This is a genomic window from Streptomyces sp. NBC_01635, assembly GCF_045209715.1.
GTDB classification, from domain to species: domain Bacteria; phylum Actinomycetota; class Actinomycetes; order Streptomycetales; family Streptomycetaceae; genus Streptomyces; species Streptomyces hirsutus.
Genome location: NZ_CP109277.1, coordinates 55,687 through 81,023 on the forward strand (window position 1 = coordinate 55,687; position 25,337 = coordinate 81,023).

At 69.8% G+C, this 25,337-nt stretch carries 17 protein-coding genes, 1 tRNA gene and 5 pseudogenes; 15 read left to right on the forward strand and 8 right to left on the reverse strand.

Features of this window, described 5'->3' with window-relative positions; genetic code table 11:
- Window positions 1-59: 59 nt before the first annotated feature.
- The 9 genes and pseudogenes from OHB56_RS00255 to cas6 all read left to right on the forward strand — a co-directional run.
- Window positions 60-227, forward strand: a pseudogene (locus OHB56_RS00255) (class I SAM-dependent methyltransferase); the annotation flags it as partial.
- Between the two features lie 1,433 nt (window positions 228-1,660).
- Window positions 1,661-2,077, forward strand: coding sequence for a DUF317 domain-containing protein (locus OHB56_RS00260; RefSeq protein ID WP_406358864.1), 417 nt, complete (start codon window positions 1,661-1,663; stop codon window positions 2,075-2,077).
- A 50-nt stretch (window positions 2,078-2,127) separates the two neighbouring features.
- Window positions 2,128-3,798, forward strand: coding sequence for a Cas10/Cmr2 second palm domain-containing protein (locus OHB56_RS00265; protein ID WP_406350943.1), 1,671 nt, complete (start codon window positions 2,128-2,130; stop codon window positions 3,796-3,798).
- Window positions 3,795-6,155: an RAMP superfamily CRISPR-associated protein gene (locus OHB56_RS00270; RefSeq protein WP_406350944.1), complete on the forward strand. Its 2,361-nt coding sequence runs from the start codon at window positions 3,795-3,797 to the stop codon at window positions 6,153-6,155. Before OHB56_RS00265 ends, OHB56_RS00270 begins: the two co-directional genes overlap by 4 nt.
- Window positions 6,152-7,720: an RAMP superfamily CRISPR-associated protein gene (locus tag OHB56_RS00275; protein WP_406350946.1), complete on the forward strand. Its 1,569-nt coding sequence runs from the start codon at window positions 6,152-6,154 to the stop codon at window positions 7,718-7,720. Before OHB56_RS00270 ends, OHB56_RS00275 begins: the two co-directional genes overlap by 4 nt.
- Entirely contained in the window at window positions 7,720-8,295 is a 576-nt protein-coding gene (gene csx19, locus OHB56_RS00280; RefSeq protein ID WP_406350948.1) for a CRISPR-associated protein Csx19, read from the forward strand. The genes OHB56_RS00275 and csx19 overlap by 1 nt, the downstream gene beginning before the upstream one ends.
- Window positions 8,288-10,756 carry a TIGR03986 family CRISPR-associated RAMP protein gene (locus OHB56_RS00285; RefSeq protein ID WP_406350950.1) on the forward strand — a complete coding sequence of 823 codons (2,469 nt, stop codon included), beginning with the start codon at window positions 8,288-8,290 and terminating at the stop codon, window positions 10,754-10,756. Before csx19 ends, OHB56_RS00285 begins: the two co-directional genes overlap by 8 nt.
- On the forward strand, window positions 10,753-11,694 hold the full coding sequence (locus OHB56_RS00290) for an S-4TM family putative pore-forming effector (RefSeq protein ID WP_406350952.1): 942 nt from the start codon (window positions 10,753-10,755) through the stop codon (window positions 11,692-11,694). Before OHB56_RS00285 ends, OHB56_RS00290 begins: the two co-directional genes overlap by 4 nt.
- Before the next feature lie 6 nt (window positions 11,695-11,700).
- Window positions 11,701-12,504: a CRISPR system precrRNA processing endoribonuclease RAMP protein Cas6 gene (cas6, locus tag OHB56_RS00295; RefSeq protein ID WP_406350954.1), complete on the forward strand. Its 804-nt coding sequence runs from the start codon at window positions 11,701-11,703 to the stop codon at window positions 12,502-12,504.
- A 467-nt stretch (window positions 12,505-12,971) separates the two neighbouring features.
- Here the strand turns inward: cas6 and OHB56_RS00300 are convergent, their stop codons facing one another.
- Window positions 12,972-13,274 (reverse strand): hypothetical protein, encoded by a 303-nt coding sequence (locus OHB56_RS00300; RefSeq protein WP_406350956.1) that lies wholly within the window; start codon window positions 13,272-13,274, stop codon window positions 12,972-12,974.
- A 246-nt stretch (window positions 13,275-13,520) separates the two neighbouring features.
- On the opposite strand from OHB56_RS00300, the gene OHB56_RS00305 reads away from it, so the two are divergent.
- The gene (locus OHB56_RS00305; protein ID WP_406350957.1) at window positions 13,521-14,648 is read left to right on the forward strand and encodes an integrase core domain-containing protein; all 1,128 of its coding nucleotides are present in this window, start codon (window positions 13,521-13,523) and stop codon (window positions 14,646-14,648) included.
- A gap of 74 nt (window positions 14,649-14,722) precedes the next feature.
- Here OHB56_RS00305 and OHB56_RS00310 read toward each other — a convergent pair whose 3' ends face one another.
- The 3 genes and pseudogenes from OHB56_RS00310 to OHB56_RS00320 all read right to left on the reverse strand — a co-directional run bounded on the left by OHB56_RS00310 (window position 14,723) and on the right by OHB56_RS00320 (window position 16,764).
- Entirely contained in the window at window positions 14,723-15,088 is a 366-nt protein-coding gene (locus tag OHB56_RS00310; protein WP_055598170.1) for a GNAT family N-acetyltransferase, read from the reverse strand.
- A 9-nt stretch (window positions 15,089-15,097) separates the two neighbouring features.
- Window positions 15,098-15,469 (reverse strand): beta/gamma crystallin domain-containing protein, encoded by a 372-nt coding sequence (locus OHB56_RS00315; RefSeq protein WP_406350960.1) that lies wholly within the window; start codon window positions 15,467-15,469, stop codon window positions 15,098-15,100.
- Window positions 15,470-15,676: 207 nt separating this feature from the next.
- Window positions 15,677-16,764, reverse strand: a pseudogene (locus OHB56_RS00320) (integrase core domain-containing protein).
- 61 nt (window positions 16,765-16,825) lie between these two features.
- On the opposite strand from OHB56_RS00320, the pseudogene OHB56_RS00325 reads away from it, so the two are divergent.
- A pseudogene (locus tag OHB56_RS00325) lies at window positions 16,826-17,261 on the forward strand (DDE-type integrase/transposase/recombinase); the annotation flags it as partial.
- 485 nt (window positions 17,262-17,746) lie between these two features.
- Here OHB56_RS00325 and OHB56_RS00330 read toward each other — a convergent pair.
- Window positions 17,747-18,244, reverse strand: a complete 498-nt coding sequence (locus OHB56_RS00330; protein ID WP_055593223.1) for a peptidylprolyl isomerase — start codon at window positions 18,242-18,244, stop codon at window positions 17,747-17,749.
- A gap of 674 nt (window positions 18,245-18,918) precedes the next feature.
- On the opposite strand from OHB56_RS00330, the pseudogene OHB56_RS00335 reads away from it, so the two are divergent.
- Window positions 18,919-20,016: pseudogene (locus tag OHB56_RS00335) on the forward strand (integrase).
- Window positions 20,017-20,324: 308 nt separating this feature from the next.
- Here OHB56_RS00335 and OHB56_RS00340 read toward each other — a convergent pair.
- The 3 genes from OHB56_RS00340 to OHB56_RS00350 all read right to left on the reverse strand — a co-directional run bounded on the left by OHB56_RS00340 (window position 20,325) and on the right by OHB56_RS00350 (window position 21,654).
- Window positions 20,325-20,398: transfer RNA gene (locus OHB56_RS00340), tRNA-Met, on the reverse strand.
- 55 nt (window positions 20,399-20,453) lie between these two features.
- The gene (locus tag OHB56_RS00345) at window positions 20,454-20,657 is read right to left on the reverse strand and encodes a cold-shock protein (protein ID WP_055628868.1); all 204 of its coding nucleotides are present in this window, start codon (window positions 20,655-20,657) and stop codon (window positions 20,454-20,456) included.
- 187 nt (window positions 20,658-20,844) lie between these two features.
- Window positions 20,845-21,654: a BlaI/MecI/CopY family transcriptional regulator gene (locus OHB56_RS00350; protein ID WP_406350962.1), complete on the reverse strand. Its 810-nt coding sequence runs from the start codon at window positions 21,652-21,654 to the stop codon at window positions 20,845-20,847.
- A 516-nt stretch (window positions 21,655-22,170) separates the two neighbouring features.
- Between OHB56_RS00350 and OHB56_RS00355 the strand changes: the two genes are divergently transcribed.
- From OHB56_RS00355 to OHB56_RS00365, 3 genes and pseudogenes are all read left to right on the forward strand, one after another.
- Entirely contained in the window at window positions 22,171-23,523 is a 1,353-nt protein-coding gene (locus OHB56_RS00355) for an endonuclease domain-containing protein (protein ID WP_406350964.1), read from the forward strand.
- 226 nt (window positions 23,524-23,749) lie between these two features.
- Entirely contained in the window at window positions 23,750-24,295 is a 546-nt protein-coding gene (locus tag OHB56_RS00360) for an IS1096 element passenger TnpR family protein (protein ID WP_055593228.1), read from the forward strand.
- Window positions 24,296-24,698: 403 nt separating this feature from the next.
- Window positions 24,699-25,250: pseudogene (locus OHB56_RS00365) on the forward strand (transposase domain-containing protein); the annotation flags it as partial.
- Window positions 25,251-25,337 lie beyond the last annotated feature (87 nt).

A 25,337-nucleotide genomic window follows, 5' to 3' on the forward strand; every position in this document is an offset into this window, starting at 1 on the left:
ACGAAGGGGGAACACCATGGCCCACGAGCAGATAGAGACACCGGACAACACCGCAGTGTGAACTCGGCTACGGCATCCCCGACTGGCTGCACCTGGTGCCGGTCGACTTCGAGGGCGGCGCGTCCTGGCCCGAGCAGCTGTCCACTGCCGGCTTCGATCCCGGCCGACCAGCGGACATCGTCTCCACCGGCGTCACCATGTACCTCACCAAGGACGCCACCGCTGCAGATGACCAGCACGCGCTTGTGCCCGAACAACCGCACGGCGACCTCGCCGCTGGCGTGGGAGTAGGCTCCCATGCCTCCTTCGACATCGCAGTCGAGTTCGTACGGCTTCTCGCCCTCGACCTTGAACCCGGCCGCCCGTACCACGTCGGCCACGTACCAGCTCTGTAGGCCTTCGGCCGCACCCAACCGGCCAGCGGGCAGGCAGGCGGCCGACGGCTCACGTGAGTGGACGAGGACCTCGACGTCCTGGCCAAGCTCATCAGGGGCGCTCGTCGCGGAGCTGCAGCCGGGAGTCTCCCGCCCATCCTGCTCGCGCTGACCTGGGCCATCAACATAGCGGACGCCCAACCGGCCCAATCCCCTGCTCGAAGGTCACTCTCCCGCTCATGAAGAAGCTCGCGGACCCGGCCAACTCCACTGCCTACTGCCGCCCGGGCGGCCCGCTCCTTCTCCTCGCGGGCCGTCCGACGCTTCTCCGCGGCCGCCACACTCCGCCGCGTCTTCTTCACGGCCGCGGCCTTCTCCGCGGCGCGCTGCTCCTGTTCGGCGGCCCGCCTCTGCGCCGCCCGCTCCTCGTACTCCTCGAACGACAGGTGCTCCTCGCACCGGCCCGTGTGTTGGGCCTCGCGGCGGCCCACGCCCTCCCGGACAACGACCAGGCGGGCGGACCCGGGCGCGACCGACCCGCCGCACCGGACGCAGTACGTACCGGGCTGAGCGGGCACGGACGGGCACTTGCGGCGGTGCTCGACCTGGGCGTCCTCGCTGCGGCCGACGAGGACGCCCTGGCCCTTCTGCAACACGGCCGCGCACCACCGGCACGGGCCGGCCCGAAAGTTCGGACGGCCGGGGCCCGGGTCGATGATGTCCAACAACAGCTCCTCGACCGGGGGTGCACGGCCAGGTGCTTGCGGAGCTGCGCCAGGCCAGCGGAGCCGAACGCGCCCTTCGCTCTCTTGAAGTGCCGGGCCCACAGCCTCCTGAGCAACCCGTCCTCCTGGACCAGGTGCAGCATCACCGCGGCGTCTGTCAGCGGGTACGGCTCGCCCGTGCGATACGCCTCGCCCCAGCCGGTGACGTGCTGGTCCACGACCAGGAGCAGCACCCCGGGCACCGTCTCGACGACAGCCCCGTGCCCCACCTCGGGCCCGAGCACCGCGGCATTGCCCTCGGCTTGCTCGCTCAGGCCGGTCAGGACGCGCCTCCAAGACCGGTGCACGTCCGCACCGTCTGGCACTGCGGGCACCGTGGTTCCGCTGTCGGCCACGTCAGCCCTCCCGGTTCCACGCCGCCGTCGCCTCGGCCTCATCGGTGTAGAGATCATCCCGCACAACGTCGAAGTCCCGCCGGCCGCCGAGCCGGTGAATGTAGCCACGGACCACAGCACACAGGAACGATCGTCGGGGAAGTCGTACGTCACCTTGCGGACCGCCATGTCGCCGTCGTCGTCGAGGATCTCCTCGCTCACACATCCCTCTGTCGCGCGGCGTACGTCCTCCTCGCTCAGGTCGGGTAACTGCTGCAGGAGGAGCCCCTGCGCCCGGCTGTCGACCCGCTTCGCCCCCAAACCCGAGGAGCGAGGCCAAGGAACGTGGCCCATCGGCGGGGACCGTGTCCCCTTTGGCCCGCGGGCCTGGGAGATCGTCTTCGACGCCACCACCCCGCCGAATAAGGTCTTTGCGTGGAGTGATCTTGACCGGGTTCATCCGGTGAGGCCGTGGACGGTCACGGGCTGGCTGGTTCGTGGAAGGGTGTACCAGACGTTCGTTGCGGTCGCTGTTGCGGCACGTTCCACGCGTTCTGGTGAAGGACGTTATGGCTGCTTGCAACTCCGCAAGTGTGTGAGGTAGTTGTGTGAACTGACGAAGTGCCGGGGGTGGGCAACGGGGGAGCAGTTCACATGGTCGAGGTCGCGTCCGTGCACTTGGTGGTGCTGGAGGCGTGGAACATCACACGTTTTCTCTCCGTGACTAACAAGCGCCGGGAGATCGCGGGCGCCTCCGAGTTGATCACGTATCTCGACCGGCGGTGGGTGGGTGAGGCGTTGGAGCGTCTTCACCCGGGTTTCACCAAGGAGTGGCGGATCGAGACGCACCCGGTCGAGGTGCTGGAGACCGGCGCCGGCACCGCCAAGATCCTGGTGCGGAGTGCGGAGCAGGCGCGTGTTCTGGTGGCCGATGTGACGCTGGCGGCGCTGCGGCAGGCCCCGGGGCTGGAGGTGACCGGGGTAGTCGGGGAGCCTTTCGACTGGGACGTGCCCGGTGCGCTGCACGAGGCGTTGCGTGAGGCCCAGAGTGAGCTGGAGCCGGTCCGTACTTCTCTGCCGGGTCCGGACGCCCGGTTCCTGCGGCTGCCGATGGTCGACGAGTGTGCCTCCACCGGACTGCCCGCCGCCTCTCTCAGTCGTCTGCATCCTGGTGAGCGGGAGCCGCGTTCGGCGGAGAGCCTCGCCAAGTTGCGGGCGTACGGCAAGGTGGACGAGGGTGATGGGCTGGGCCGGCTCGCGGCGTTGGCGGGTATCGAGCCGCAGGCGCTCAAGAGTGTCGTACGGCATCTGGCGGAGAAGGCGGAGTGGGTGGGTGTCGTCTACGCGGACGGCAACGGCCTCGGGGATGTTTTCGGCTGTCTGGACGCCTGCGTCACCGATCCCGGCAACCGCTGCTATGCCGACACTCTCCGTTCGTTCTCCGCGGCCGTGCAGGACGCCGCACGGGCGGCGTTCACGGAGGCGGTGAACGGCCTGCGCGGGCAAGGGGCGGGCCTAGGGCAGGAGGCCGAGGGGCCGGTACCGGTGCTGCCGCTGATCCTGGGGGGCGACGACCTGGTGGCGATCTGCGAAGGCGCGTGGGCGCTGCCGTTCACCGCCGCGTATCTCCGTGCGTTCGAACGCTACACGGCCCGTTCCCCGCAGATCGCCGACGCGCTGGCACGTAGAAGGAAGGGGCCGGGGCTGTCGGCCTGCGCGGGGGTGGCGATCGTCAAGGCGCACTTCCCGTTCGCCGTCGCCCACACTCTCGCCTACGACCTGATGACCAAGGAGGCCAAGCAGGTCAAGGAGCGGGTGCCTGGGGTATCGTGCTCGGCGCTCTCCTTCCATGTGCTGTACGACAGTTCGAGCGCCGACCTGGCCCGTATCCGTCTGCGACAGACCGTTCCCGGTCCCGAGGAGGTGCGTCTGACCGCTCAGCCGTACGTGGTCAGCGACCTTGGGCCAGAGCAGGCGTGGGTGGAGGGCCGGCACTGGCGCGATCTGCTGCGCCGGGTGGGCGCGGTGGCGGCCCGGAACGAGGAAGGGGAGCGGTTGCTACCGGGGTCCCAGCTCCATGACCTGCGGGAGGCGCTCTTCCAGGGGCGCGAGGTGGCGGACGGCCGCCTGGGCAATCTGCGTGCCCGCTACGGCCGGCGGGGAGTCGACGGCCTTCTGAGTGGCCGGGGCAGCCTGTTCTGGCGTCCTTCGGAGGAGGACCCCTGGACGACAGGGCTGCTGGACGCGACGGACGCTGAGCAGTTCCTTCCCGCCGAAGCGTACGAAGCGTCTGGGGTGTCCGAGGCATCCGGAGTGAGTAGATGACCGGGCTGACCGTTACCGTGACCATGCTCGGTGACTGGCACGTCGGGACCGGGGCCGGACGCCACGGACTGGTGGACCGGAGCGTGCAGCGCGACGCCGACGGCCTGCCGTACATCCCGGCCAAGACTCTCGCCGGTGTCTGGCGCGACGGCTGTGAGGCCGCAGCCCACGCGCTGGATGGCGGTACACCGGGACCGTGGCACGCCTGGGTGGAATATCTCTTCGGCAGCCAACCGGCGTTGGAGGCACGAGGAGTGCTCCCTCCGTCCGGGGACGGCGCCCCGCGGTCGGCGGCCTTGCAGGTCGACAGCCTGCACTATTCACCCGCCGTCGTTGCCGCCCTCCGTGGGCCGGTACGGCACGGGCTGCGCGCGGCGGCGGTCTTCCTCAAGCCCGGCGTGGCTCTCGACCCGCACACCGGGCACGTGAGGGAGGGGATGCTGCGTTTCGAGGAGATGGCGCGTGGCGGCGTGCGCCTTGTGGGCCGAGCCGAGCTCACCGGCTTCGAGGATCTGGACGCACACCGGCGTGGCTGCGCCGCCGCCCTGCTGGCGGCCGGCGCCCGGCTGGTGGAGGGCCTGGGCGGCAAGCGGCGGCGCGGCGCGGGCCGCTGTCGGATCGACTTCACCGGAGTCGACGTCGACCTGGACCTGCTCGGCGAACCCGACCCGCCGTCGCCGTCCGGCCCCGCTGCGTCGCCCGCTCCTGCGCCCCTCGGGCAGCAGGGTGCCGCCGAGGCCGTCACCGAGTGGGAGGTGGCCGGCCTGCGGTTCGTCCTGCGCCGCCCGCTGATCGCTCACGCACGGACCGTGGGCAACACCGTACGCAGCTCCGGCCAGGTCCCCGGCGGCACCCTGCTGCCCGAGGTACTGCGTCGGCTCGGCGGCCCGCGCACTGCCCGGGCGGCCCGCGACGGAGACTTGATCGTCACGGACGCCACCGTGGAAGTGGCCGGACAGCGCGGACTGCCGGTGCCCCTGGTCCTCACCCACACCAAAGCGGACCGCACCCGTGCCACCAACCGCCTCCTCGACCCGGAAGCCTCCGGCGGCCTCCCTTACGAAGAACAGTGGGCCGCCCCGTACACGCCCGGGGCCGCGCTGGCGGTCGCCGGCTGCCCTCGCAGCGAGCACACTCACAACACGATCCTGGACGAGCACCAGCGCCCCACCGAAGAGGTCGGCGGCCTGTACGTGTACGAGGCGATCGCCGCCGGCGCCGTGCTGCGCGCCGAGGTCCGTGTGCCGCGCGGACTGCTGCCGCAGGGCTGGGAACGCCGCCTGGAGGGGGAGTGGCGGCTTGGACGCGCCCGCAAGGACGGCTACGGCCTCACGGACGTGACCGCCCACCGCACCATCGTGCCCCCGGCACCCGCGACCCGACCCGCTCCGGAGGGTCGGCTGCGGGTGTGGCTGCTCTCCCCGGTCCTGGTCCCCGACAGCAGGCTGCGCCCCAGCACCGACCCGGCGGACCTCGCCGCAGTGCTCGGGCGAACGCTGGGGGCCGAGCTGCGCCCCGTACCGGATGAGCGGGCGACCGAACCACAGCGGTCCGACCCCTGGCACAGCCGCTGGGGACTGCCGCGTGCCAGCCTGCTCGGGCTGCGGGCCGGAAGCTGCCTGACCTTCACCGTGACGGCCGGCACCGTCACCGCCGAGGCCGTACGCCGGGTCGAGCTCTCCGGCATCGGACTGCGTCGAGCAGAGGGCTTCGGCCAGCTCCGTATCGACGACCCCCTCCTGCACACACCGGAACTGGAGACCGTGGATCACGGAACCTCCCCGGATACAGGCTTGGCATCCGAGGACGCCTCGGGCGTGGACCTGGCGTCCGGCACGGCCTCGGCCTCCCCGGACATCGCGCTCACGGCCGAGGACGACACGGTCCTGGCGGTTGTCGAGGAGGGCGCCTGGCGCGCTGCGATCCGCCGCCACTGCGAGACCCTGGCCGCCGACCCGAGGAGCCGCACGGCAGTCCTGGGCGCAGGCCACGCGTCCGTACCCGCCACCCAGCTCGGCGCGTTGCTCACCCTCGTCACCGACCTCGACGAACCCGGCGGCGTACGGGTGGGGCACTGGCTCGCACGGCTGAAGCGGATGCGCGGAATCGAACGCAGGAAGCCCTGGCCGACCGCCGTGACCGAAGCGGTCGAAAAGCTCCTGACCACGCCCGACCGCGTCTGGGACCTTCTCGCCCTTCCCGAAGGGGAGCTGACCGCGCACACGGGCCAGACGGCGCACAGGAAGCGGAGGGCCGCACTGCGCGAACGGCTGTGGGGCGAGGCCGTCCGCACCCTGGTGGAGGACTGCCTCACCGCCCACCGCCGTGCCGCCGAGGACAAGGAGGGGCCCGCGTGACCCGGCCCACGACCCACCGGCTGCGGGTACGCGGCTGGCTCCAGGCCCTCGCCCCGCTCCGCGTGGGCGGCGCCGGAGGCGACCCAAACGGCGCTCTCACGGTCGCCGTCGACGGACAGGGCCGCCCCTACGTCCCCGGGACGAGCCTCGCCGGCGCCCTGCGGACCCTCCTCCACCCCGTGTCCGGACCGGATGGCGGACCTGGCGGCGAGCGGGCCAACAGCCTGTGGGGCTACGCCGAAACCGGCACCCAGGAAGGAACGGTCAGCCGCTTCGTCGTCCACGACGGTCTCCTCGCCACCACCACCGACCTCACCGACGACGCACAGGCCGCCGCGCCCCTGCCGACCGGCCGCCTGGAAAAGCGCCACTCTGTGGGCATCGACCGCCACACCGGCATCGCAGCCCCCGGCATCCTCCACAGCCGCACCGTCGTCCCCCAGGGAACCTTCCTGAGACTGGAGCTGGACCTCGGGTCCACCACGACGCAACTGGCCGACGACCGGGCGGTCGTTCGGCGCCTCCTGGCGCTCCTGCGCGACGGACAGCTGCGCATCGGGGCCGCCAGGACCCGTGGCCTGGGTCGGCTGACCCTGGTCGAGGACCACACCGACGTCCACGAACAGGACCACTCCACCCCGGACGGTCTCCTCCGGGCCCTGACCGCGCCGGGAGGCGGCACCCTTTGGCCCCGCGGCGACTGGGCGAGGGAGGAAGCACCGGCCGACGGGCTGCTGCACATCCGTGTCGACTGGAGCCCGTCCGCCCCCGTCATGGTGCGCTCTGGCATCGACGGGTTCACCGTGGACGCCGTCCCCCTCGCCACGGCCACCACACCCGACCGGGTCGCGCTCGCCCTGCCGGGCTCCGCCCTCAAGGGAGCCCTGCGCTCCCACGCCGAACGGATCGAACGCACCGCCCGCGCCCTGGACGCCCCCACCGCCGGACCGGAAGGCGGCATCCCCGACCAGACAGCAGCCTTCCGTCGGCAGCTCGACCAACTCCCCGCGATCCGCCTGCTGTTCGGTACTGCACCCGCCACCGGACCGGGCGGCATCGGCGCGCTGACCGTCGACGACTGCACCACCGAGCAGACCGTTCCCGCCGCCGACTGGCAGCGGGTCTACGACCCACCCGGCGAGGACGGCTCCGCCGAACACCTGACGGCCCTGCGGCCGTACGGGCTGGAACGCGCCGACCACGTGGCCGTCGACCGCTGGGCCGGAGGTGCCGCCGACGGACGCCTCTACAGTGTCCTGGAACCCCACGGCCTGACCTGGCAGCCCCTCACCCTCACCGTCGACCTCGGCCGCCTCACCCTACGCGACGCCGAGCGCGAGGACGCCGCCCAGGCCCTGCTCCTGCTCCTGCTGCGCGACCTGGAAGCCGGCCGTATCCCGCTCGGCTACGCCACCAACCGCGGACTCGGCGACATCACCGTCCACCGCATCACCCTCACGTTCCCCACCGAACCCGGCCCCGTGGAACTCGCCGACTTCCTCACCGGCCCCCGCGCCAAGGAGCTCACCCGCGCATGGCGCGCCTACCTCGACGGGACGCTGTGATGACCACGCTCCACGCCCGCGCCGCACAGGGCGTCACCCTGCCCGAGGCCCTCGCCGCCACCGCCTTCCCCACGGGAATCGCCCTGCTCTCCGCCCCACACGCACACACCGTCGCCCGCGTCACCGACGGCCACTGCCGGACCCGGGAGGCCGACCCGTACGACCTGTCCGCCGTCTTCGAGGCGCGCGTCTTCGACGGCGAACGGGAACTGCGCTGGCTGTGCGACACCGGCGATCGTGGACGCGCGGTCCTCCTCACCGAGGACGAGACCCTTCTCCCTGCCACCTTCCCCGAACCCGTCACCCCTCTGTCGGCCACAGCCGCCCTCACGGCCCACTACCTGCTGTGGGGCCGCCCCGCAGGCGGCGACGAGGAGTGGACCGTGCTGCACACCCCCCGAATCGGCACCCTCACCGTCCCCCACCCCCGGCCCGGCCCCGAACTCCGGCTGCGTCTCGTCGCCCGCGAATACATCTCCACCGACCCACGCCACGGCAACTCCCACGTCAGCGAGGAACGCCTCCTGCGCATCGAAACCGTGCCGGCGGATCCGCAGGAGGACACCCATGTCTGAGGGACAGAACCGCACCGGAACCCTGACCTGGAACGCCGACACGGGCAGGCTGACCGTGGCCGTCGAGGAGGAGAAGGGCCGTCGCCGCCGGGTGAGACTCCCCCACGACCTGGCCGACGAGCTCCGCGATCGCGAGCCCGCTCAACTCGACGGCATGCGCGTGGAATTCCTCTGGCACAAGAGCAATATCCGCGACCTGCGCCCGTACGGTGCACCCCCGGCACCGCCCCCACCGAAGAAGGTCGCCAAGCGCCAGTTCATCAACCCCTACACCTTCCTCCCCGCCACCCCCCGCAACACGGCCGATCCCCACCTGGGCGACCGCACACCGACGGGCCACGACCGCCTCCGCCCCGGACACTGGACGGGCACCCTGCGGGTACGCCTCACCACCGTCACCCCGCTGCTCCTGCTCGACCCCTCCCGCGCCGAACCGGTCCCGGGAACGAACGACCACTTCAGCCACCCCGTCCTGCTGCGCTCCGGTACCGTCCACCTCCCCGCCACCTCGGTCAAAGGCATGCTCCGCGCCGCCTACGAGGCCGTCACCAACTCCCGCATGGGAGTCTTCACCGGTCACCGCGACCGCCTCGGCCACCGCATGCCGGCCAGCGCGAGCCAGAAGATGGTGCCCGCCCGGATCTCCGACGACGGCACCCACGTGATCCTCCTGCCGGGCGACACACCCCCCGGCAGCGGGGCAAAACCCGCCAGGGGGCCGCTCCACGCGGCCTGGCTGCCCCGCTACCTCACACAGGCCGTCTCCTACCCCGACGGAACAGCACCGTCCCACGGAGACGAGGTCACCGCCCTGGTCGAACGCGTGGAGCATTACACCGGAGGCGGAAGCCACACCTTCGACTTCTGGCAGGTCCGCACGATCACCCGCGCCGGCACCCCGCTCCCACAGTTGCCGCCCTCGTCCTGCCCCCAGCCAGAAACGGCTCGGCACAAGCCCACCGGCGAGACGAAGACGATCCGCGGCTGGGTGTGCATCACCAACCAGAACATCAACAACAAACACGACGAACGCGTCTTCTTTGCCGACCGCGAGGCCCCCCGCCCTCACCCCCTCAGACCCGAACTCGCCGACCAATGGCACCAGGTCATCGCCGACTACCGTGCCGCCCACCGGCACACCGACATCCACGAGCGACGCAACAAGCAAGGCGACAAGGCAGCGCCGCACGACTACCTCGGCCCGAAGATCGGCGACACGGCCTGGAGCCCCCACCAGTACGACGACTCCTACCTCGAACTGGGACCGAACGCCCTGTGCTACGCCTGGGTGGAGAACGGGACGAGGATCAAGGGCCTCTACCCGGTACAGATCGCCCGCGACCTCTTCGCCGCCGGCCCCGAACAGCTCCTCCACCCCACCCTGCGCCCCGCCCCCGCACGGGACACCCTCTCCCCGGCCGACCGCGTCTTCGGCTGGGTCGCCCCCGCCGGCCCCGGAGCCCACCGAGGACAGCTGCGCATCGGCCCGGTCACCCCCGAAGGCGAGGTGACACCCGAGGACTTCGGAAACCCCGGCCTTCCCCTGCCGATCCTCGGCCGGCCCAACCCCCAGCAGGGCCGCTTCTACCTCGGCACCCACGAGAAGGACGGACCCGCCGAGCTGCAGGAGGGCCTGGAACGCGCCCGCTGGTACACCCCCGGCCAGACGCTGCGCGGACGCAAGGCGTACTGGCATCACCGCGGCCTTCCGGACACCTACTGGGACGACCCCCTCAAGGACAACACCCAGAAACCGGACCCGACCGGCCGCTTCCAGGAATACCGTCGCCCCGACAAGGACGGCAAACCGCAGCGCGACAACCAGAACCGCAGCGTCCGCGGCTGGATCCCGCCCGGCTCCGCCTTCACCTTCACCATCGGCGTCACCAACCTCACCGACACCGAACTCGGCGCCCTCCTCTGGCTCCTCCGCCTCCCCGAGGGCCACCACCGCCTCGGCTACGGCAAGCCCCTCGGTTTCGGCAGCGTCCGCCTGGAACTCGCCGGACCCGACGCCACCGACCTGCGTGACGGCGCCCGATGGAGCGAGACCTACCGCGACCTCGACCCCGCCGCCGACGCCGCTCCAACCGGCCAGGACGAGACGCTGGAACGCGCCATCCGCGCCTTCGAGGACGCCGTGGCACAGACCGGCACCGGCGAACACCTCACGGCATTCCATGAAGTCGCCCAGGGGAACGAGGAAGCAGCCGTGCACTACCCGCGGGTGTACGACGAGGACCATCACGATGCCGGCACACCCGTTCCCCCCGACCCCGAGGGAAAGTCCTACGCCTGGTTCGTCTCCAACGAACAGGAGGAAGACCGGAAGATCAGGCCCGGCCGGGGACGCAGCCTCCCCCTGTGGAACAGCCCCCTGCTCCCCCTCCACCCCGACAAGAAGAGCGACAGGGGCCGCCCCACGCAGCAGCCCCCGTACCGAAAGGGCACCCGCCGATGACGGCCGCCGCCGAACCGTCTCCCACCCCCTCGCCCATTCCCCGGCGACAGGACGAGGAGGACCTTGTCGAACTGCGCGCGGCAGCCCGCATCGCCCACAACCAGGCCGACGCCATCCGCCTGAACCGGACCATCGGGACGATCGGACTCGCCGTCCTGGCCCCCGTGTTCACCCTCATCCTCCCCGGCGCGAGCGTGCCCCTCGCCGTCGTTGCCGCACTCTGGCTCATCGTCGCGCGCATCTATCTCAAGGGCCGGGAAAAGACCCAGCGTGCGAAGGCGACCGCCTACCAGGAGCTGTACGACACCCAGCTCTTCGACCTTCCCTGGGACACGGTCCTGGTCGGAGACCGGCAAGCGGTCCAGCAGGAGATCGACGACGCCGCCCCACGCCCCCGCGTCGACCGCGACTACAAGTGGTACGAGAACGTCCCCGCCGTCCCCTGGCCGGTCGACGCCCTCGCCTGCCAGGCCCAGAACCTCCTCTGGGGACGCAAAAACCACCAGGGCTACGCGCGCTTCCTCACCGGTCTGCTCGTCGCCCTGATCGCCCTGGCGCTCCTGGAGGGCTACCTGATGGACCTCTCGCTCGCCGACTTCGCCCTCCAACTGTTCGCCCCCCTGGTCCCCGCACTCCTGGACCTGGCCGAACTGCCCCAGGCACACCGCGCCGCACAGAAGAACAAGAACGAGCTGGAACACACCATCCAGACACTCATCCGGAACCACGTGACCGGCCGCCCAGCTGGCCGAGAAGACTGCCGAAGCGTCCAGGACAAGATCTTCGAACTCCGCAACAACGATCCGACCGTCCCCACCTGGTTCCACACGATCCGCCGCACCACGACCTCCCGGCACAACGCGGAGGCGATGGAGGACCTGAAGACCACCGTCAACGCCCTTCCCCGACCCCGCTCCCCGCAGGACCAGGACTCATAACCCCCGATGCCCACGCTCTGGCACCTCACCCTCCGCGCCGCACACCCCGTACGCCGCCAGGTCACCCCCGCCCAACTCCACGGCCTGGCCTCCACCCTCCTGGAGGAACCAGGGCACAACCACCACACGGCGGACAAACCCTGGTCGGTCTCCCCGCTCTTCGCGGCCCCCGAACCGCAGACCGCCGTCCTGCGCATCGGCTGGCTCGACGACACACACCACCTGCAGGACGTCTTCAAGGAAGGCCGGGAACTCCGCCTCGGCACCCAGCACTTCGTCCTCACCGAAGCCACAGCCGAACACGCTCCCTACGAAGCCCTCCTCGCCGCAGGCCCCGCCACCCACGCCGAACTCCACGCCGTCACCCCCACCTACTTCTCCCGCAACGGCACCCAATACCCCCTCCCCGACCCCCACCTCCTCTACGGCAGCCTCGCCCGCCGCTGGAACACCCACGCCCCCCAGCACCTGAACATTCCCGACACCGCCCTACGCGAGATGCGCACCCACCTCGCCCTCAGCTCCCACGACATCGCCACCCAACCCGTCCACCTGACCACCACCGCCCTCCGCACCGGCTACACGGGCCACTGCACCTTCACTCTCACCGGCACCCCACCCCCCGCCGTCTTCGCCACCTTCACCGCCCTCAGCCTCTACGCCCACACCGCCGGCATCGGCGCCCAGACCACCCACGGCTGCGGCCACACCCAAGTCGCCGTCACTGCCCAGCCACGCCGACCACCCCGGCTCCCGATTCCCGCGCGACGCGTTTCCCCAGGTCAACGACAGGAGGAAGATGCTGAGTGACCCGCGCCACACCTCTTTCGAACCGCTGGCGCCCGATCCTGCGCAACGTGCATCATCACGGCAGGTCAGGAACGCCAGCCTGAGAGAAGAGTTCCGAGGGAAAGCCCGACACGAGGGCATGGAAACGCTCAATCCGAGCCACTAGGTTTTTTTTTAAGTTTCGAGGTAAAGCCCGACATGAGGGCATGGAAACGCGACCGCCTCACCTCAGTGCCACAACTCGCGCTCCAGCAGAAAGCCCGACATGAGGGCATGGAAACATCGCACGACCGAAGCAGTATCCCTTGCACGTTCCGAGGAAAAGCCCGACACGAGGGCATGGAAACGTCCTACCCTTGGGGGCATTCCAGATGATGCTTCGTTCCGAGGTAAGGCCCGACACGAGGGCATGGAAACTCAGAGCCTTGACGTCGTTCTGGATGAACGCGTCCACGTTTCGAGGAAAAGCCCGACGCGAGGGCATGGGCTCAGGCGGGGAGGAGGAACTCAGCCCAGTAGTGGACGACGTACGGCTCGTTGACGACCCGGATCGACAGTTGATCTTCCTCGGGTCGGACGTGGACGATGCCCAGGGAGTGCTCGGAGAGGCCGCCGATCTTGCAGCATGCAAGGAAGACCGCGGTCCCCAGCTGCGCCTGCTCAGGGTGACGGGCTGCGGGGATAGGGGGCGCTTGGCCGCTTTCCCCGAGGAGTGTGCAGAGGGCCTGGTGGGATTCGCCGGTGCTGCGGCGGCGGTCTTCGGTGAAGGCCAGGGCGGCCAGAGGGGGCATGATCGCTTTTCCGCGCCGGACCGGCCCTCGGCGGCGAGCGCTTTGTACGGTGGTCCTGTCGGTGTGGTGCGAGCGGTGAGACTTCTGGCCGGTCCTCGGCGAAGGAGCTGTGGGGGCTTCTTCCATCGCGCGGCCGGGCGTTCACGTTGCCCAAGCTGATGACATCGGGAGCCCGGCGTCCAGTCAAGGAGGCGCAACGGCCGGTGCCTGTACCGCTCGGAAAGTCATCGCTGCAGGTGCGTACCCATGTCCTGGAGCGTCGGTAGCAGCTGGGATGCTGTCGTGGTGATCGTCTCGCTGCTGTACAGGGTGACCCGGAAGCTGCTGGCCGTCCCCGGCATACTGCTGCGCCGCGACACCACGAAGGAAGCTGAACTGTTCGTGCTGCGGCACGAGAACACGGTCCTGCGCCGCCAACTCGCAGGACCGGTGCGCTACGAGTTGGCCGACCGGTTCTGGTTTGCTGCCCTGTCCTCGCTGATACCGCGCCGTCGCTGGGCGCAGGTCTTCCAGGTCCAGCCCGGCACCGTACTGGCCTGGCACCGCAGGCTGATCGCGAAGAAGTGGGACTATTCCAAGCGCCGCGGCCGCACCGGCCGACCCCCGACCCCGGCCGCGCTGAAGAAGCTCGTCCTGCGCCTGGCCGAGGAGAATCCGAGGTGGGGCCATCGCCGGATTCAGGGCGAGCTGGCCCGGCTGGGGCACCCGATCTCACCGGCCACCGTCTGGCAGATCCTCAATGCTGCGGGCATCGACCCGGCCCCACGCCGCTCCGGCCCCGGCTGGCGCGCGTTCCTCACTGCCCAGGCCGAGGGGATCATTGCCGCGGACTTCTTCCACCTCGACACCGTCCTGGGCAAGCGCCTGTATGTGCCGGCGTTCCTCGAGCACGGCACCCGGCGCCTGCACCTGACCGGCGTTACCGCCCACCCGACCGGCCAGTGGGCGGTGCAGCAGGCGCGCAACCTCGCCGCTGACTTCGGCACACGGATGGAGTCCCTGCGTTTCATGCTGCGTGACCGCGACACCAAGTACACCGAGACCTTCGACGCCGTCTTCCAGTCAGAGGACGTGGACGTGCTGCTCAGCGCGCCCCGGGCGCCGCGAATGAACGCCCACTGCGAGCGCGTGATCGGCACGATCCGCCGGGAAGCCCTGGACCACGTGCTGATCGTGAACGAGGCCCATGCGCGTCGCGTCCTCGGCCGGTACCAAGATCACTACAACGGGCACCGGCCTCACCAGGCCCGGGACCAACTCCCGCCCGACGTGAGCGAGGAACCCGCCGCCGAACGCCAGCACGGCCATCCCGGCAAACTCCTACGCACCCGCATCCTCGGCGGAGCGATCAACGAGTACCGATATGCGGCTTGACCAGCAGCGATGACTTTCCAAGCGGCACAGGCACGATGAGAACCCGCCCGGGCGACAGGACCGGGCGGAGGCGGTCACGCGCGGCCGGACTCCGGCCCTTCGGCCGTGTCCGGCCGCGCGGTGTCTCCTCGTATCACCGCGTACCGCACCGCGTCCCGCCACTGCCCGTCGCGGAACCCCACGGCGCGCATCACGCCTTCGCGGGTGAACCCGGCCTTCTCCAGGGATCGTTGCTCGGCGACGTTGCCAGTCTCGGTGTCCGCTTCGAGCCGTACGACGGGAGAGTGCGCGAATAGGTAGTCGACCAGGAGGCGCTGCGCGGCGGTGCCGATGCCCCGGCCGCGCGACGGCCGCAGTTGCGCGCCGACGTTCCAGTACGGGGTGCGCCCCGCGCTGGTCCGGCGCCAGGCGACGACGCCGAGCGCGCCGCCGCTGAACATGCCGGCACCTCAGAAGATCTGAATAGATGTGATGTTCGGTGGCCGGTTGGGGTAGGTCACGATGTTCCAGCGACTGATCCTGATGGGAGTGCCGTTGGCGTCGTTCATCTGGATGTCGTTGTTCCCAGTGGAGATCTTGTCCACCCAGGCGCCAGCTCCGAGTCCCATGGTTCCCGCGTTGGCGGCGCAGAATTCGAAGGGCCCGGAAGGGCCGACAATGAGCGGACGACTGTAATGGCCCCACATGTGCAACAAGTCGCCAGTAGTGCAAGGTGTCTGATTCATGGCGAGCGCGGTATTCGCCGGAGTTGCAAGGTTGAGGCCTGCGGTCAGTAACGCTACAGCGAACAGGCGCTGGGCGGTTTTCCTGATGGTGGGCACGATGTGATATCTCCTTGAGGGTTGGGGCCACACTGCGTGAGCCAGGGTTGCTTCCGAACGATGAGGCAACTGCCCGGTCGGGCCTGGCAGTCGGCCCTTCTGCGTTTCAATCCTGGCGCAGCGCTGTGTCGGCCAGGAACGACGCGCGGGGTTTGTTGTCTTCCCGTTACACGGACCCTGTGCCGCTCGAAAAGTCATCGTCGCCGGTCAAGCGATATAGCGGTACTCGCTGGTCACGCCGCCGAGGATCCTGGTCCGCAGCACTCGGCGGGCGTTGAGGTCGTGCACTGTGGCATCGGGCCGTTCCTTGGCATCAGGCGGTAGTTGCTGTCGGGCTTGGTGAGGTCGGTGGGTGTTGTAGTGCCGCCGGTAGGCGGCCAGGACCTGGCGGGCGTGGGCCTCGTTCACGATCAGGACGTGGTCGAGCATCTCGCGCCGGATGCTGCCAATGATCCTCTCGCAGTGGGCGTTCATCCGAGGAACCCGCGGGGCACTCAAGATCACCTCCAGCTCCTCGGCCTCGAAGACCGCGTCGAACGCCGCACCGTACTTGCCGTCGCGGTCACGCAGCAGGAACCGCAGAGACTCCATGCGCATGCCCAGGTCGGCGGCGAGATTCCGCGCCTGCTGCACGGCCCACTCCCGGGTGGGCTGGGCGGTGACCTGCGGTGATGTGCAGGCGCCTCGTGCCGTGCTCGAGGAACACCAGTGCGGACAGCCTCGTGCCGAGCGCGGTGCCGGTGGTGGAAGAAGTCCGCCGCGATGATCCCCTCGGCCTGGGCGGCCAGGAATTCGCGCCAAGTCGGACCGGCACGACGCGGCGCCGGGCCGGTGCCCGCGGCGTTGAGGATCTCCCAGACCGTCGAGGCAGCGATCCGATGCCCGAGTCGAGCCAACTCCCCTTGGATCCGCCTGTGCCCCCATCGCGGGTTCTCCTGGGCCAGCCGCAGAACGAGCGTCTTGATCGCCGCTCGGGTGGGCGGGCGTCCGGTGCGTCGGCGTGCGGTGTAATCCCACCTGACAGCGACGAACCTGCGGTGCCAGGCGAGCAAGGTGCCTGGGGTGACCGGGAAGACCTCGTGCCAGCGTCGCCGGGGTATCAGCCCGGAGAGGGCAGCGAACCAGAACCAGTCGGCCGGCTCGTAGCGAACCGGGCCGGCAATCTGCCGGCGCAGGACTGCGTTCTCATGCCGCAGCACGAGCAGCTCGGCGTCCTTCGCGGTGTCACGGCGCAGCAGCACCGACGGGACGGACAGCAGCCTCCGGGCCACCCTGTACAGCAGAGACACGATCACGCGGACATGATCCCAGGGCCGAACCGCATCACTCCCACCTGCGCCGATGACTTTTCGAGCGGCACAGGACCAGGACGGCACCGTGCTGGACATCCTGGTGCGGTCCCGGCGCAACGCGACGGCCGCGAAGCGGCTCCTGGCCAAGCCGATGAAGAAGCAATGCCGGGTGCTCCGGGTGCTGGTCACCTACAGGCTCCGCACTTACGGCCTCGCCCACCGGGAGCTGATGCCCTTGGTCGGACACCGGCAGTCGAAGTACCTCAACAACCGGGCGGAGAACTCCCGCCAGCCCACCCGGCAGCGCGAACGCCCGATGAAGGGCTTTCTGCTCCGCCACCGGGACACGGCGGTTCCTGTCCGTGTTCGGCGTGATCTCACCGCACTTCAGGCCCCGACGCCACCGCCTCACCGCCCCTCAGTACCGCGCCGAGATGCACCGCCGCTTCGAGACCTGGAACCAGATCACCGGTAGCACCGGCCTGCCCACCGAGACCTGACCCGGCCCCGGCACCCGGCTCACCACACCCTGACATCCCATCAGCCAGACACGTCATGGACAACTTGACAACGCCGCTCAGCTGTCTGGGCCTACTGCCGTGCGGGCTGCCTGCTGCGGCTCCACCGCCCTCCTCGGCACCAAGACGGCAAGGGTGCTGCGTGCTTCACGCCGCAGCGTGCGGCGCCGAGCAAAGGTCGCAGTCAGAGCGAGGATCGAGACCGTACCCCCGTAGAACACAGCAGCAATCGTGGAGAGGAGCCCGACCGTCATCGGGCACGCACCTTTCTTCCCCCGTTCGGCCCGCCCGGCTCACAGCCCGGGGTGGGCGTTGATGCGTTTCCTCCCCACCATACGTGAGCCGTCAACTCTCCCTGCGTCCAAACTCATCACTGTCCGGGAGCCGTCTATGGCTACGGCCGCGTGCCGATTCCCGCCGAGGGGCGCGTCGGGCGGACGCCTCTCGGCGGCGCTGGCGGCGAATCGTCAGAGCTGGCCGGACTCGGCGATAGTGATCTTCGCGGAGGTACGGCCGCTGGAGGAGCCAAGGGCCTCGATCTTCTTGACGAGGTCCATGCTCTCGGTGTCGGCGACCTCGCCGAACACCACGTGCTTGCCGTCCAGCCAGCCCGTCACGATGGTCGTGATGAAGAACTGCGAGCCGTTGCTGTTCGGGCCCGCGTTGGCCATGGACAGCAGGCCCGGCCGGTCGTGCTTGAGGGTGAGGTTCTCGTCGGCGAACTTCTCGCCGTAGATGCTCCTGCCTCCGGTGCCGTTGCCCCGGGTGAAGTCGCCGCCCTGGAGCATGAAATCGGGGATGACACGGTGGAACGACGAGCCCGCGTAGCCGAAGCCCTTCTCGCCGGTCGCGAGGGCGCGGAAGTTCTCCGCCGTCTTGGGAACCACGTCGTCGAACAGGTTGAAGACGATCCGCCCGGCGGGCTCGTCGTTGATGGTGATATCGAAGTAAACCTTGGTCGTCATGCCCCCATCCTGACATTCCGCCGGGTACCGCTCGCCTACTACCCTGCCGTCGCCCGGGCCCGGCGGTAAGACCGCTGTGCAGACCTGTGCAGTGGCCCTGACCCGGTGTACAGCATGAGCGCATCAGTCACCGAACGAGCGCGGACACGCCCGCTGGCCCGTCGCCGACCCGCGCTGCCCGGTCTGCTCCCAGGCCGTCCTGCCCGGCAGGGCGTGCGGGAACAGGCTGTGCACCGTGCCGGTCGAGCAAAGGGGCTTCTCCCGCGTCGACACCGTAGCCGTGTACTCCGGAGCCCTCCGCGACAAGATCCACCGACTCAAGTACGCCGGGGCATACGGCTGGGCGATCATCTTCGGCCGGCTCCTCGTCGGCTGGATGGAGACCCCCGAGCAGATGGAGGGTGTCGACCACGTCGTCGGCAACCCGACCCAAGCCGGCCGCCAACCCTTCCAGCACACCGAGGTGATCATGGACGCGGCCTACACCAAGAACGTCCCCCGAGCATTTCCGCTCAGCCCGCCGGGCGCGCATCGCCTGGTCAAGCAGACCGAGACGCTGCCCCTGCCGAAAACCTCATCCACCCTGGTGGGAGACGGTGCGCGGGGTCTCGCGCGCGGGCGCTGGAGGGGGTGCTCTCGCGTACCTGGTGGTTGTCCCGACATGATGGTCGGTCGTGCTGCTGCGACTGGCTTACCCGACCGGACCCAAGCGTTCGCCATGGTCCGCCTGTTACCGATGAGCGACCGGGACAAGGACGCGGAGCTCCTCGCCCTGCGCCATCAGATCACGGTGCTTCAGCGTCAACTCGGCAAAGACAGGGTGCGGTTCGCCCCGGGCGACCGGGCGTTCCTGGCGGCGTTGCTGCACCGGCTGCCGCCGGAGGTGCTGCGCCGGATACGGCTGGTGGTGCGGCCGGATACGGTGTTGTGCCGGCACCGCGATCTGGGCGCACGCCGCCACGCTGCCGCTTCCCGGCCGAAGCGCTCGGGAAGGCCGCGGACCGTGCGCTCCATCCGGCTCTTGGTGTTGCGGCTTGCGCGGGAGAATCCTGGTTGGGGGTATCGCCGCATCCACGGCGAACTCCTCGTTCTCGGGATCAAGGTGGCCGCCTCCACCGTCTGGGAGATCCTCCAGGAAGCTGGGATCGACCCGGCACCAAAACGTGCTTCCCGCACGTGGGCGGACTTCCTGCGCTCCCAGGCCGACGCCCTGCCGGCGTGCGACTTCCTGGAGACGGTCACGCTGTCCGGGGCGCGCCTGTACGTGTTCGCGGTGATCGAGCATGCCGGCCGACGGATCCGGATCCTCGGCGCCACCGCGCACCCGAGCGCCTCCTGGGTGACGCAGACCGCGAAGAATCTCGTCATGGACCTCGAAGACGCCCGCTGCCGGGCACGGTTCCTGATCCGGGACCGCGACGGGAAGCTCCCCTCGCTGTTCGACGCGGTCCTCGCTGAGGTGGGGATTGAGGTGGTGCCCAGCGGGGTGCGGATGCCGCGCATGAACTCGATCATGGAACGGGGGGATGCAGACCTGTCGGCGCGAGCTGCTGGACCGCATGTTGAGCTGGAACCAGCGGCATCTGCTGCACGCGCTACGCGAGCTCGAGGACTTCTCCAACTCCCATCGGCTCCATCAGGACATCGACAACGCCCGCCCTCTGCACCCGTTGCCGGTCCCGGACAGCGATCCGGAGCAGATCGCTCGCCTCGGCATACGGAGACGTGAACGGCTCGGCGGCATCCTCCACGCGTACCAATATGCCGCATGACCTGCGCGGATGAGGTTTTCGGCAGGCGCACGGCCGGCTCGTAGCGGATCGGGCCGGTCGGCTGCCGGCGCAGCACGGCGTGCTCGTGCCGCAGCACGAGCGGCTCGGCGTCCTTGGTGGTGTCGCGGCGCGGCAGCACCGACGGGACAAAGAGCGGCTTCCGGACCATCGTGTCCGTCGGTGAGACGATCACGCGGACATGCTCCCAGCGGCCGACCCACACCACTCCCACCTGGGGCAATGACTTTTCGAGCGGCACAGGCTGGACGTGGCAAGAGGCCCGGCTGACGCCGGGCCCCTCGTTCTCGTAGCGGGGACAGGATTTGAACCTGCGACCTCTGGGTTATGAGCCCAGCGAGCTACCGAGCTGCTCCACCCCGCGTCGGTGATGCCACTCTACACAGTCACTCTCGCGGGGCAGTGCGCAGTTGCCTTCGTCAGCCGCGCACGATGTTCTCGGCCTGGGGACCCTTCTGGCCCTGGGCCACGTCGAAGGTGACCGGCTCACCCTCGACCAGCTCCCGGTAGCCGTTGCCGGTGATGTTGGAGTAGTGGGCGAAGACGTCCGGGCCGCCGCCGTCCTGGGCGATGAACCCGAAGCCCTTTTCGGCGTTGAACCACTTCACGGTGCCGCTGGCCATGCTGCTTGTCCTTCGATATCGCCGAGAGGTCCCGGCTGGTCTGTGGGCAGGGCCGTCCGTAGCCGAAAGGCACCCGGCGTCCGTTCTACCCCGTCGGCGCGCGGTTATCCGACCTCTCCGCCGGTCACAGCGTGCCGGGTGCCAGCGCCCGGGACGGTGCAGCGCGCCACGACGGGCGGCACGACCCTCACCAGGCCTGCGCCGGCACCTTCTCGGTCTCCTCGGCGCCGGCCGTCTCGGTCGTCGGGGACGCTTCTGCGGCTGCGTCGTCCGCGGCGGGCGCGGACTCGGTCACGGCGGTGTACAGCACGGTGTTCTTCTGCTTCATCCGCTCGACGCGGCTCTTGGCGACCAGCCGCTCCAGGGTGTTGCGCACGGTGTTGATGTCCCGGGCCCGCTCGGGGTACTCCCGCTCCAGGTCGCCGGCGACCTCGCCCGCGGTGCGCGGCTGCCCCGCCTGCTTGCCGAGAACGGTCAACAGCAGCTCACCCAGGGCCGGTTCACCGGCCTTGGACGCCGTCGTCTTCTTCGCCGCAGGCGCCTGCTTCGCTGCTGTCTTCTTCGCCCCCGGCTTTTTCGCCGTGGCCTTCTTGGCCGTCGTCTTCTTCGCGGCCGTCTTCTTGGCCGTGGTCTTCTTCGCGGGTGCCTCGGCCGGCTTGTCCTGCCGCTGCTTCGGCACAGCCGCGGAAGCCTCAACATCGGTCGCTTCGGACGGCTCGGCCAACTCGGCCGCTTCCGCCGGCTCGGTGGGCCCGGACGTGTTGTCCTGCGGCGGTGCCGGCTCGCCCTCGGGCGCCTGGGCGCCGGCACCGGCCTCGGCCGGGGCGGACACCGTCTCCAGCGCCTTGATCAGCCAGGCTTCGTCCGCCTCGAGCTGCTCAAGACGCTTGCGCAGACGGGCCTGTTCCTCCCGATTGTCCGCGAGGTGGTCGGCGAACTGGGCCGCGTACTGGCTCTGCAGGCTCTGGGTGGTGGGCTCTTCCGGCTCGGCGGCCACGCGGCACGCTCCTTCATACGGGGGTTGTTGCTGCCGGATGCTACTCACCCAAACGGGACCGTCGCCGCTGTCCCGGGCAAACATCACCCTTGCGGACAGCCGCCCATGGCCTGCCGCACCTCCCGGCACCGGTCCGCAGGAAGGGACACCGGACGCGAAACCACCTCACCGGCTCCCGCCCCACGGTCCGCCCGGATCCGGCCCGCACAGACGCCCTGCCCACGCAGGCGACACTGCCGTGACCGCCGGTACGCGCCGTTTCGTGCCGCCGCGACGCACAGGCTGAGGTGGGAAAGAGCTTGAGATCGGAGTGGTCGTGATGCGTGAGGCGTACGACGGGTACCAAGCAGCGGGTCGGCTGAAGGCGCCGGTTGCGGCCTGGCGGTGGGCGGTGGCCTCGAACCTGGTCCCGGCCACCGAAGCCGGAGTGGGTCTGTGGGCGCGCGCAGTCGTCGAAGCCACAAATGCCGAGGCGATGCGGGCGGCGCTGCGGAGACCGGCCGTTAGCCTGTCGGTATGTCAGAGCGTGTCATCCCGGGCCGCACGGGCGGCCTGATCACTCTGGGCGCCGCGGACGCTTTGTGGGCCGGCTTGACGGCCAGCAGCGCTGTGCCGACGGCTTCTGCGGCGTTCACCTGCTCTCTTGCCAATGCCCAGGCGGGCTACGTCCTGCTCGGCGGCTATGTGGTGGCGACGGTGAAGGTAGGCGGCGGCCAGTGGAGTGTTCCGGAGACTGGGGTGCGCCAGGCGGCAGCGGAACTGAACGCGGTTGAGATGGACCGCCAGGACCTGGTCCGCATCGGTCCGTTCCGTGACGGGTCGAAGCAGGAGCACAACGAGAACACGCCGCTGCGATGGCGCCAGCGCATCGCCCGGGAACTGCAGGAACTGGACGAGCCCGAGCGGGCAGCACGATGTGATGGCGGCCGGCCGTACCATCTGGCGGGGATCGACTGGCGGCGGATCCTCGTGGAGAACACCCGCGACCGGACGGCGCGGACCTGGTGGCTGCCGCGCGCCGTGGTCAGGCTGCTGGATGTGGCCGAGCACACCGAAACGCGGTGGCTGAAAGCCGCGCGGACCTGCCAGGCAAGCGCAACCGTCACCGAGCCGCCCTCCCACCACCGGCAGGCCCGAGCCGCCGACGGCCCGCAGACGACGAGCCCCGACTGCCCAACCGCCCCACTGCGCCCGTACAACGAGGAACTGAAAGGCCACTTGTACTCGGTACTCAGCAGGAAACCCGGCACCTCCCGCAAGGTGGCCGGGTGGACGTGCGCCATCTGCCGCACCGCACCCGCCGCCGTACTCGACCATTGCCACGAACATGGCTACGTCCGCGCCCCCGTCTGCCACTCCTGCAACACACAAGAACGACCCGACCACCTCTACAGCAACGACATCCGCGTGGCCAACCACTACACACGTCTCTTCCACACCCACACCGCCGACTGGCTCCGCCACTGGCACCGCTGCCCCGGCTGCCGCACCCGCACCACCCTGCCACTACCCCACCTCGCCGCATGGACCGCCCACATAGCCTGCCGATCACTGCGCCCGACCCACCGCGACCCCAGCGGCTCCCGCGGGCGCACACCCTGCGGTGCGCTGCGCGTGTCCTGGACCGGCAGCCACCATGCGCCCGGTTCCTGCCTGCTCACTGTCGCCGTCGACCTGTGCCCCTCCGGCGAGCACCGTGTCCTGGCGCAAGTCCCCTACCGCGAAGCCGCCGAGCGGTTCCGTACCTGGCTGGCCGAGACCGCCCCCGCCGTGGCCGCCGCGGCCGGACCCGACCGCCTGGACGGCCTCCCAGCCCGGTCCCGGCCAGTCATCGCGGACACCAGCGGTGAGGGCCTGGCGCTTTTCTGAGCGAACAGCGAGAGACCCGACACCAACGCCGACCGGATGATGACGAGATGACGAGTGCCATGATGACAAAGCCGAAGGGCAGGGCTGTCAGGCGCCGACGCAGAGCGGCGCTGTCGGCGGCTGGTAGAAAATCCCCACGCACGGCCGGCTCGATTCCCCCTCTGGCAGTCACACTCAGTAGCCTCGGTGCCGGCTCGCGGACCTGGCGTATGAAGGGGTTGTGATCGTGGCACGTACCTGGCTGTCCATCCGGGTGGAGTTGGTCTCCGGGCACGGTGCGGACCTGTGGCCGCGCCCCGGCCGGATCTTCGCCGCCGCGCGATCGCACTCCTTCGCCCAGTTCGCCACGGCCATCGATCTCGCCTTCGGCCGTTGGGACCTGGCCCACCTGCACCTGTTCACGTTGTCCGACGGCACCCGGGTCAGCCCCCTGGACTGGTGGGACGACGAGGCCCCGGACGGCACCGTGGACGGCCATGCCACCAAGCTGAGCAGGCTGCAGGCCGGCGAGCAGTTCGCCTATGTCTTCGACATGGGCGACGACTGGGCCCACCTGTGCACGGTGGCGGACAAGCGCATCGACCCCCTCGACGAACTCGGCGAGGCACCCGGCCGCCCGGTTCCCTACTGGGGCTGGGGCAGCCTCCCGGACCAGTACGCACGCCGCTGGGACGGGGACGACGGGGAGTCGTCGATGCCCAAGCGGCCGGCGCGCGGGCTCAGCGACCTGCCTCCGCTCCTGCCGTGGTGGGGCGAGCACCGCCGAGGATGATCTCACGCTGCGTACACGAAGTGGCCGCCAGCGGGGAATCGAGGTGGCCACAGTGGGGAGCGGAAGTGGCCACGAGCGGGGAAATCTAACATGCCGCTGACAGTCGGCCTTCGCTTCGGCCATGGTGCTATCCACCCCGACCGTTCGGGAGCCCTAAGGGCCTGTGCGAGGGCACGTCCCCCGTCGTGGCGGACAGCCGGGTGCCGGTTCTTCGAACTCAGCGGCCGACCGGGGCCGGGTCGGGACGGCTTCGGTGTACTGGCTGGAGGGGCCTTCCCTCAAGGCCGGGTAGTTAGCGTTTCTGCAGGTCACGCAAGGGGCGTTGAGGGGTTCTTGACGTGGAGCAACGGAGCTCGTTGGTACAGGCAGTCGTCCAAGACAGTTTGTCCCGCAAGAAGCTCCGTTGCCCGTTCATTGTGTCTCGCCGTCGGCGCTGACGGCCATCACCCGTACGGTGACTGTGGCCGCGGGCCGGTTTGCTCCCGGACATCTGGGAGAACTGACGCCGTTCGAGCTGGTCGACGCGGTCTTGTCCGAGACCAGGACCGTGCAGCGACGGTTGCGTGATCTGCCCTCGCGGGTCGGCGTCTACTTCCTGGTGGCGATGTGCCTGTTTCCCGAGATCGGCTACCGACTGGTCTGGGACAAGCTGACCGCCGGCCTGTCGGGGATGCCGATCGTCTGCCCGAGCACGAAAGCGCTCCGTGATCTGCGCCGCAGAATCGGCAGCGCGCCGGTGCGGGCGTTGTTCGAGGTGCTGGCCGGGCCGTTGGCCCAACCGACCACGCCGGGGGTGCGCTTCGGCCCGTATCGGACGGTGTCGTTCGACGGCTGCAGCTCGATCAAGGTGCCCGACAGCGAGCGCAACCGGGGCCGGCTGGGGCGGTGCCCGCACAGCGGCTATCCCCAGGTCGAGCTGATGACACTGGTCGAGACCGGAACCCGGGCCGTGATCTGAGCGGTCTTCGGCCCCACCCGGGAGGGCGAAACCTCCTACGCCACCAGGCGGCACTGTCACGTTGGCTGATCGGGTGGGATGGTC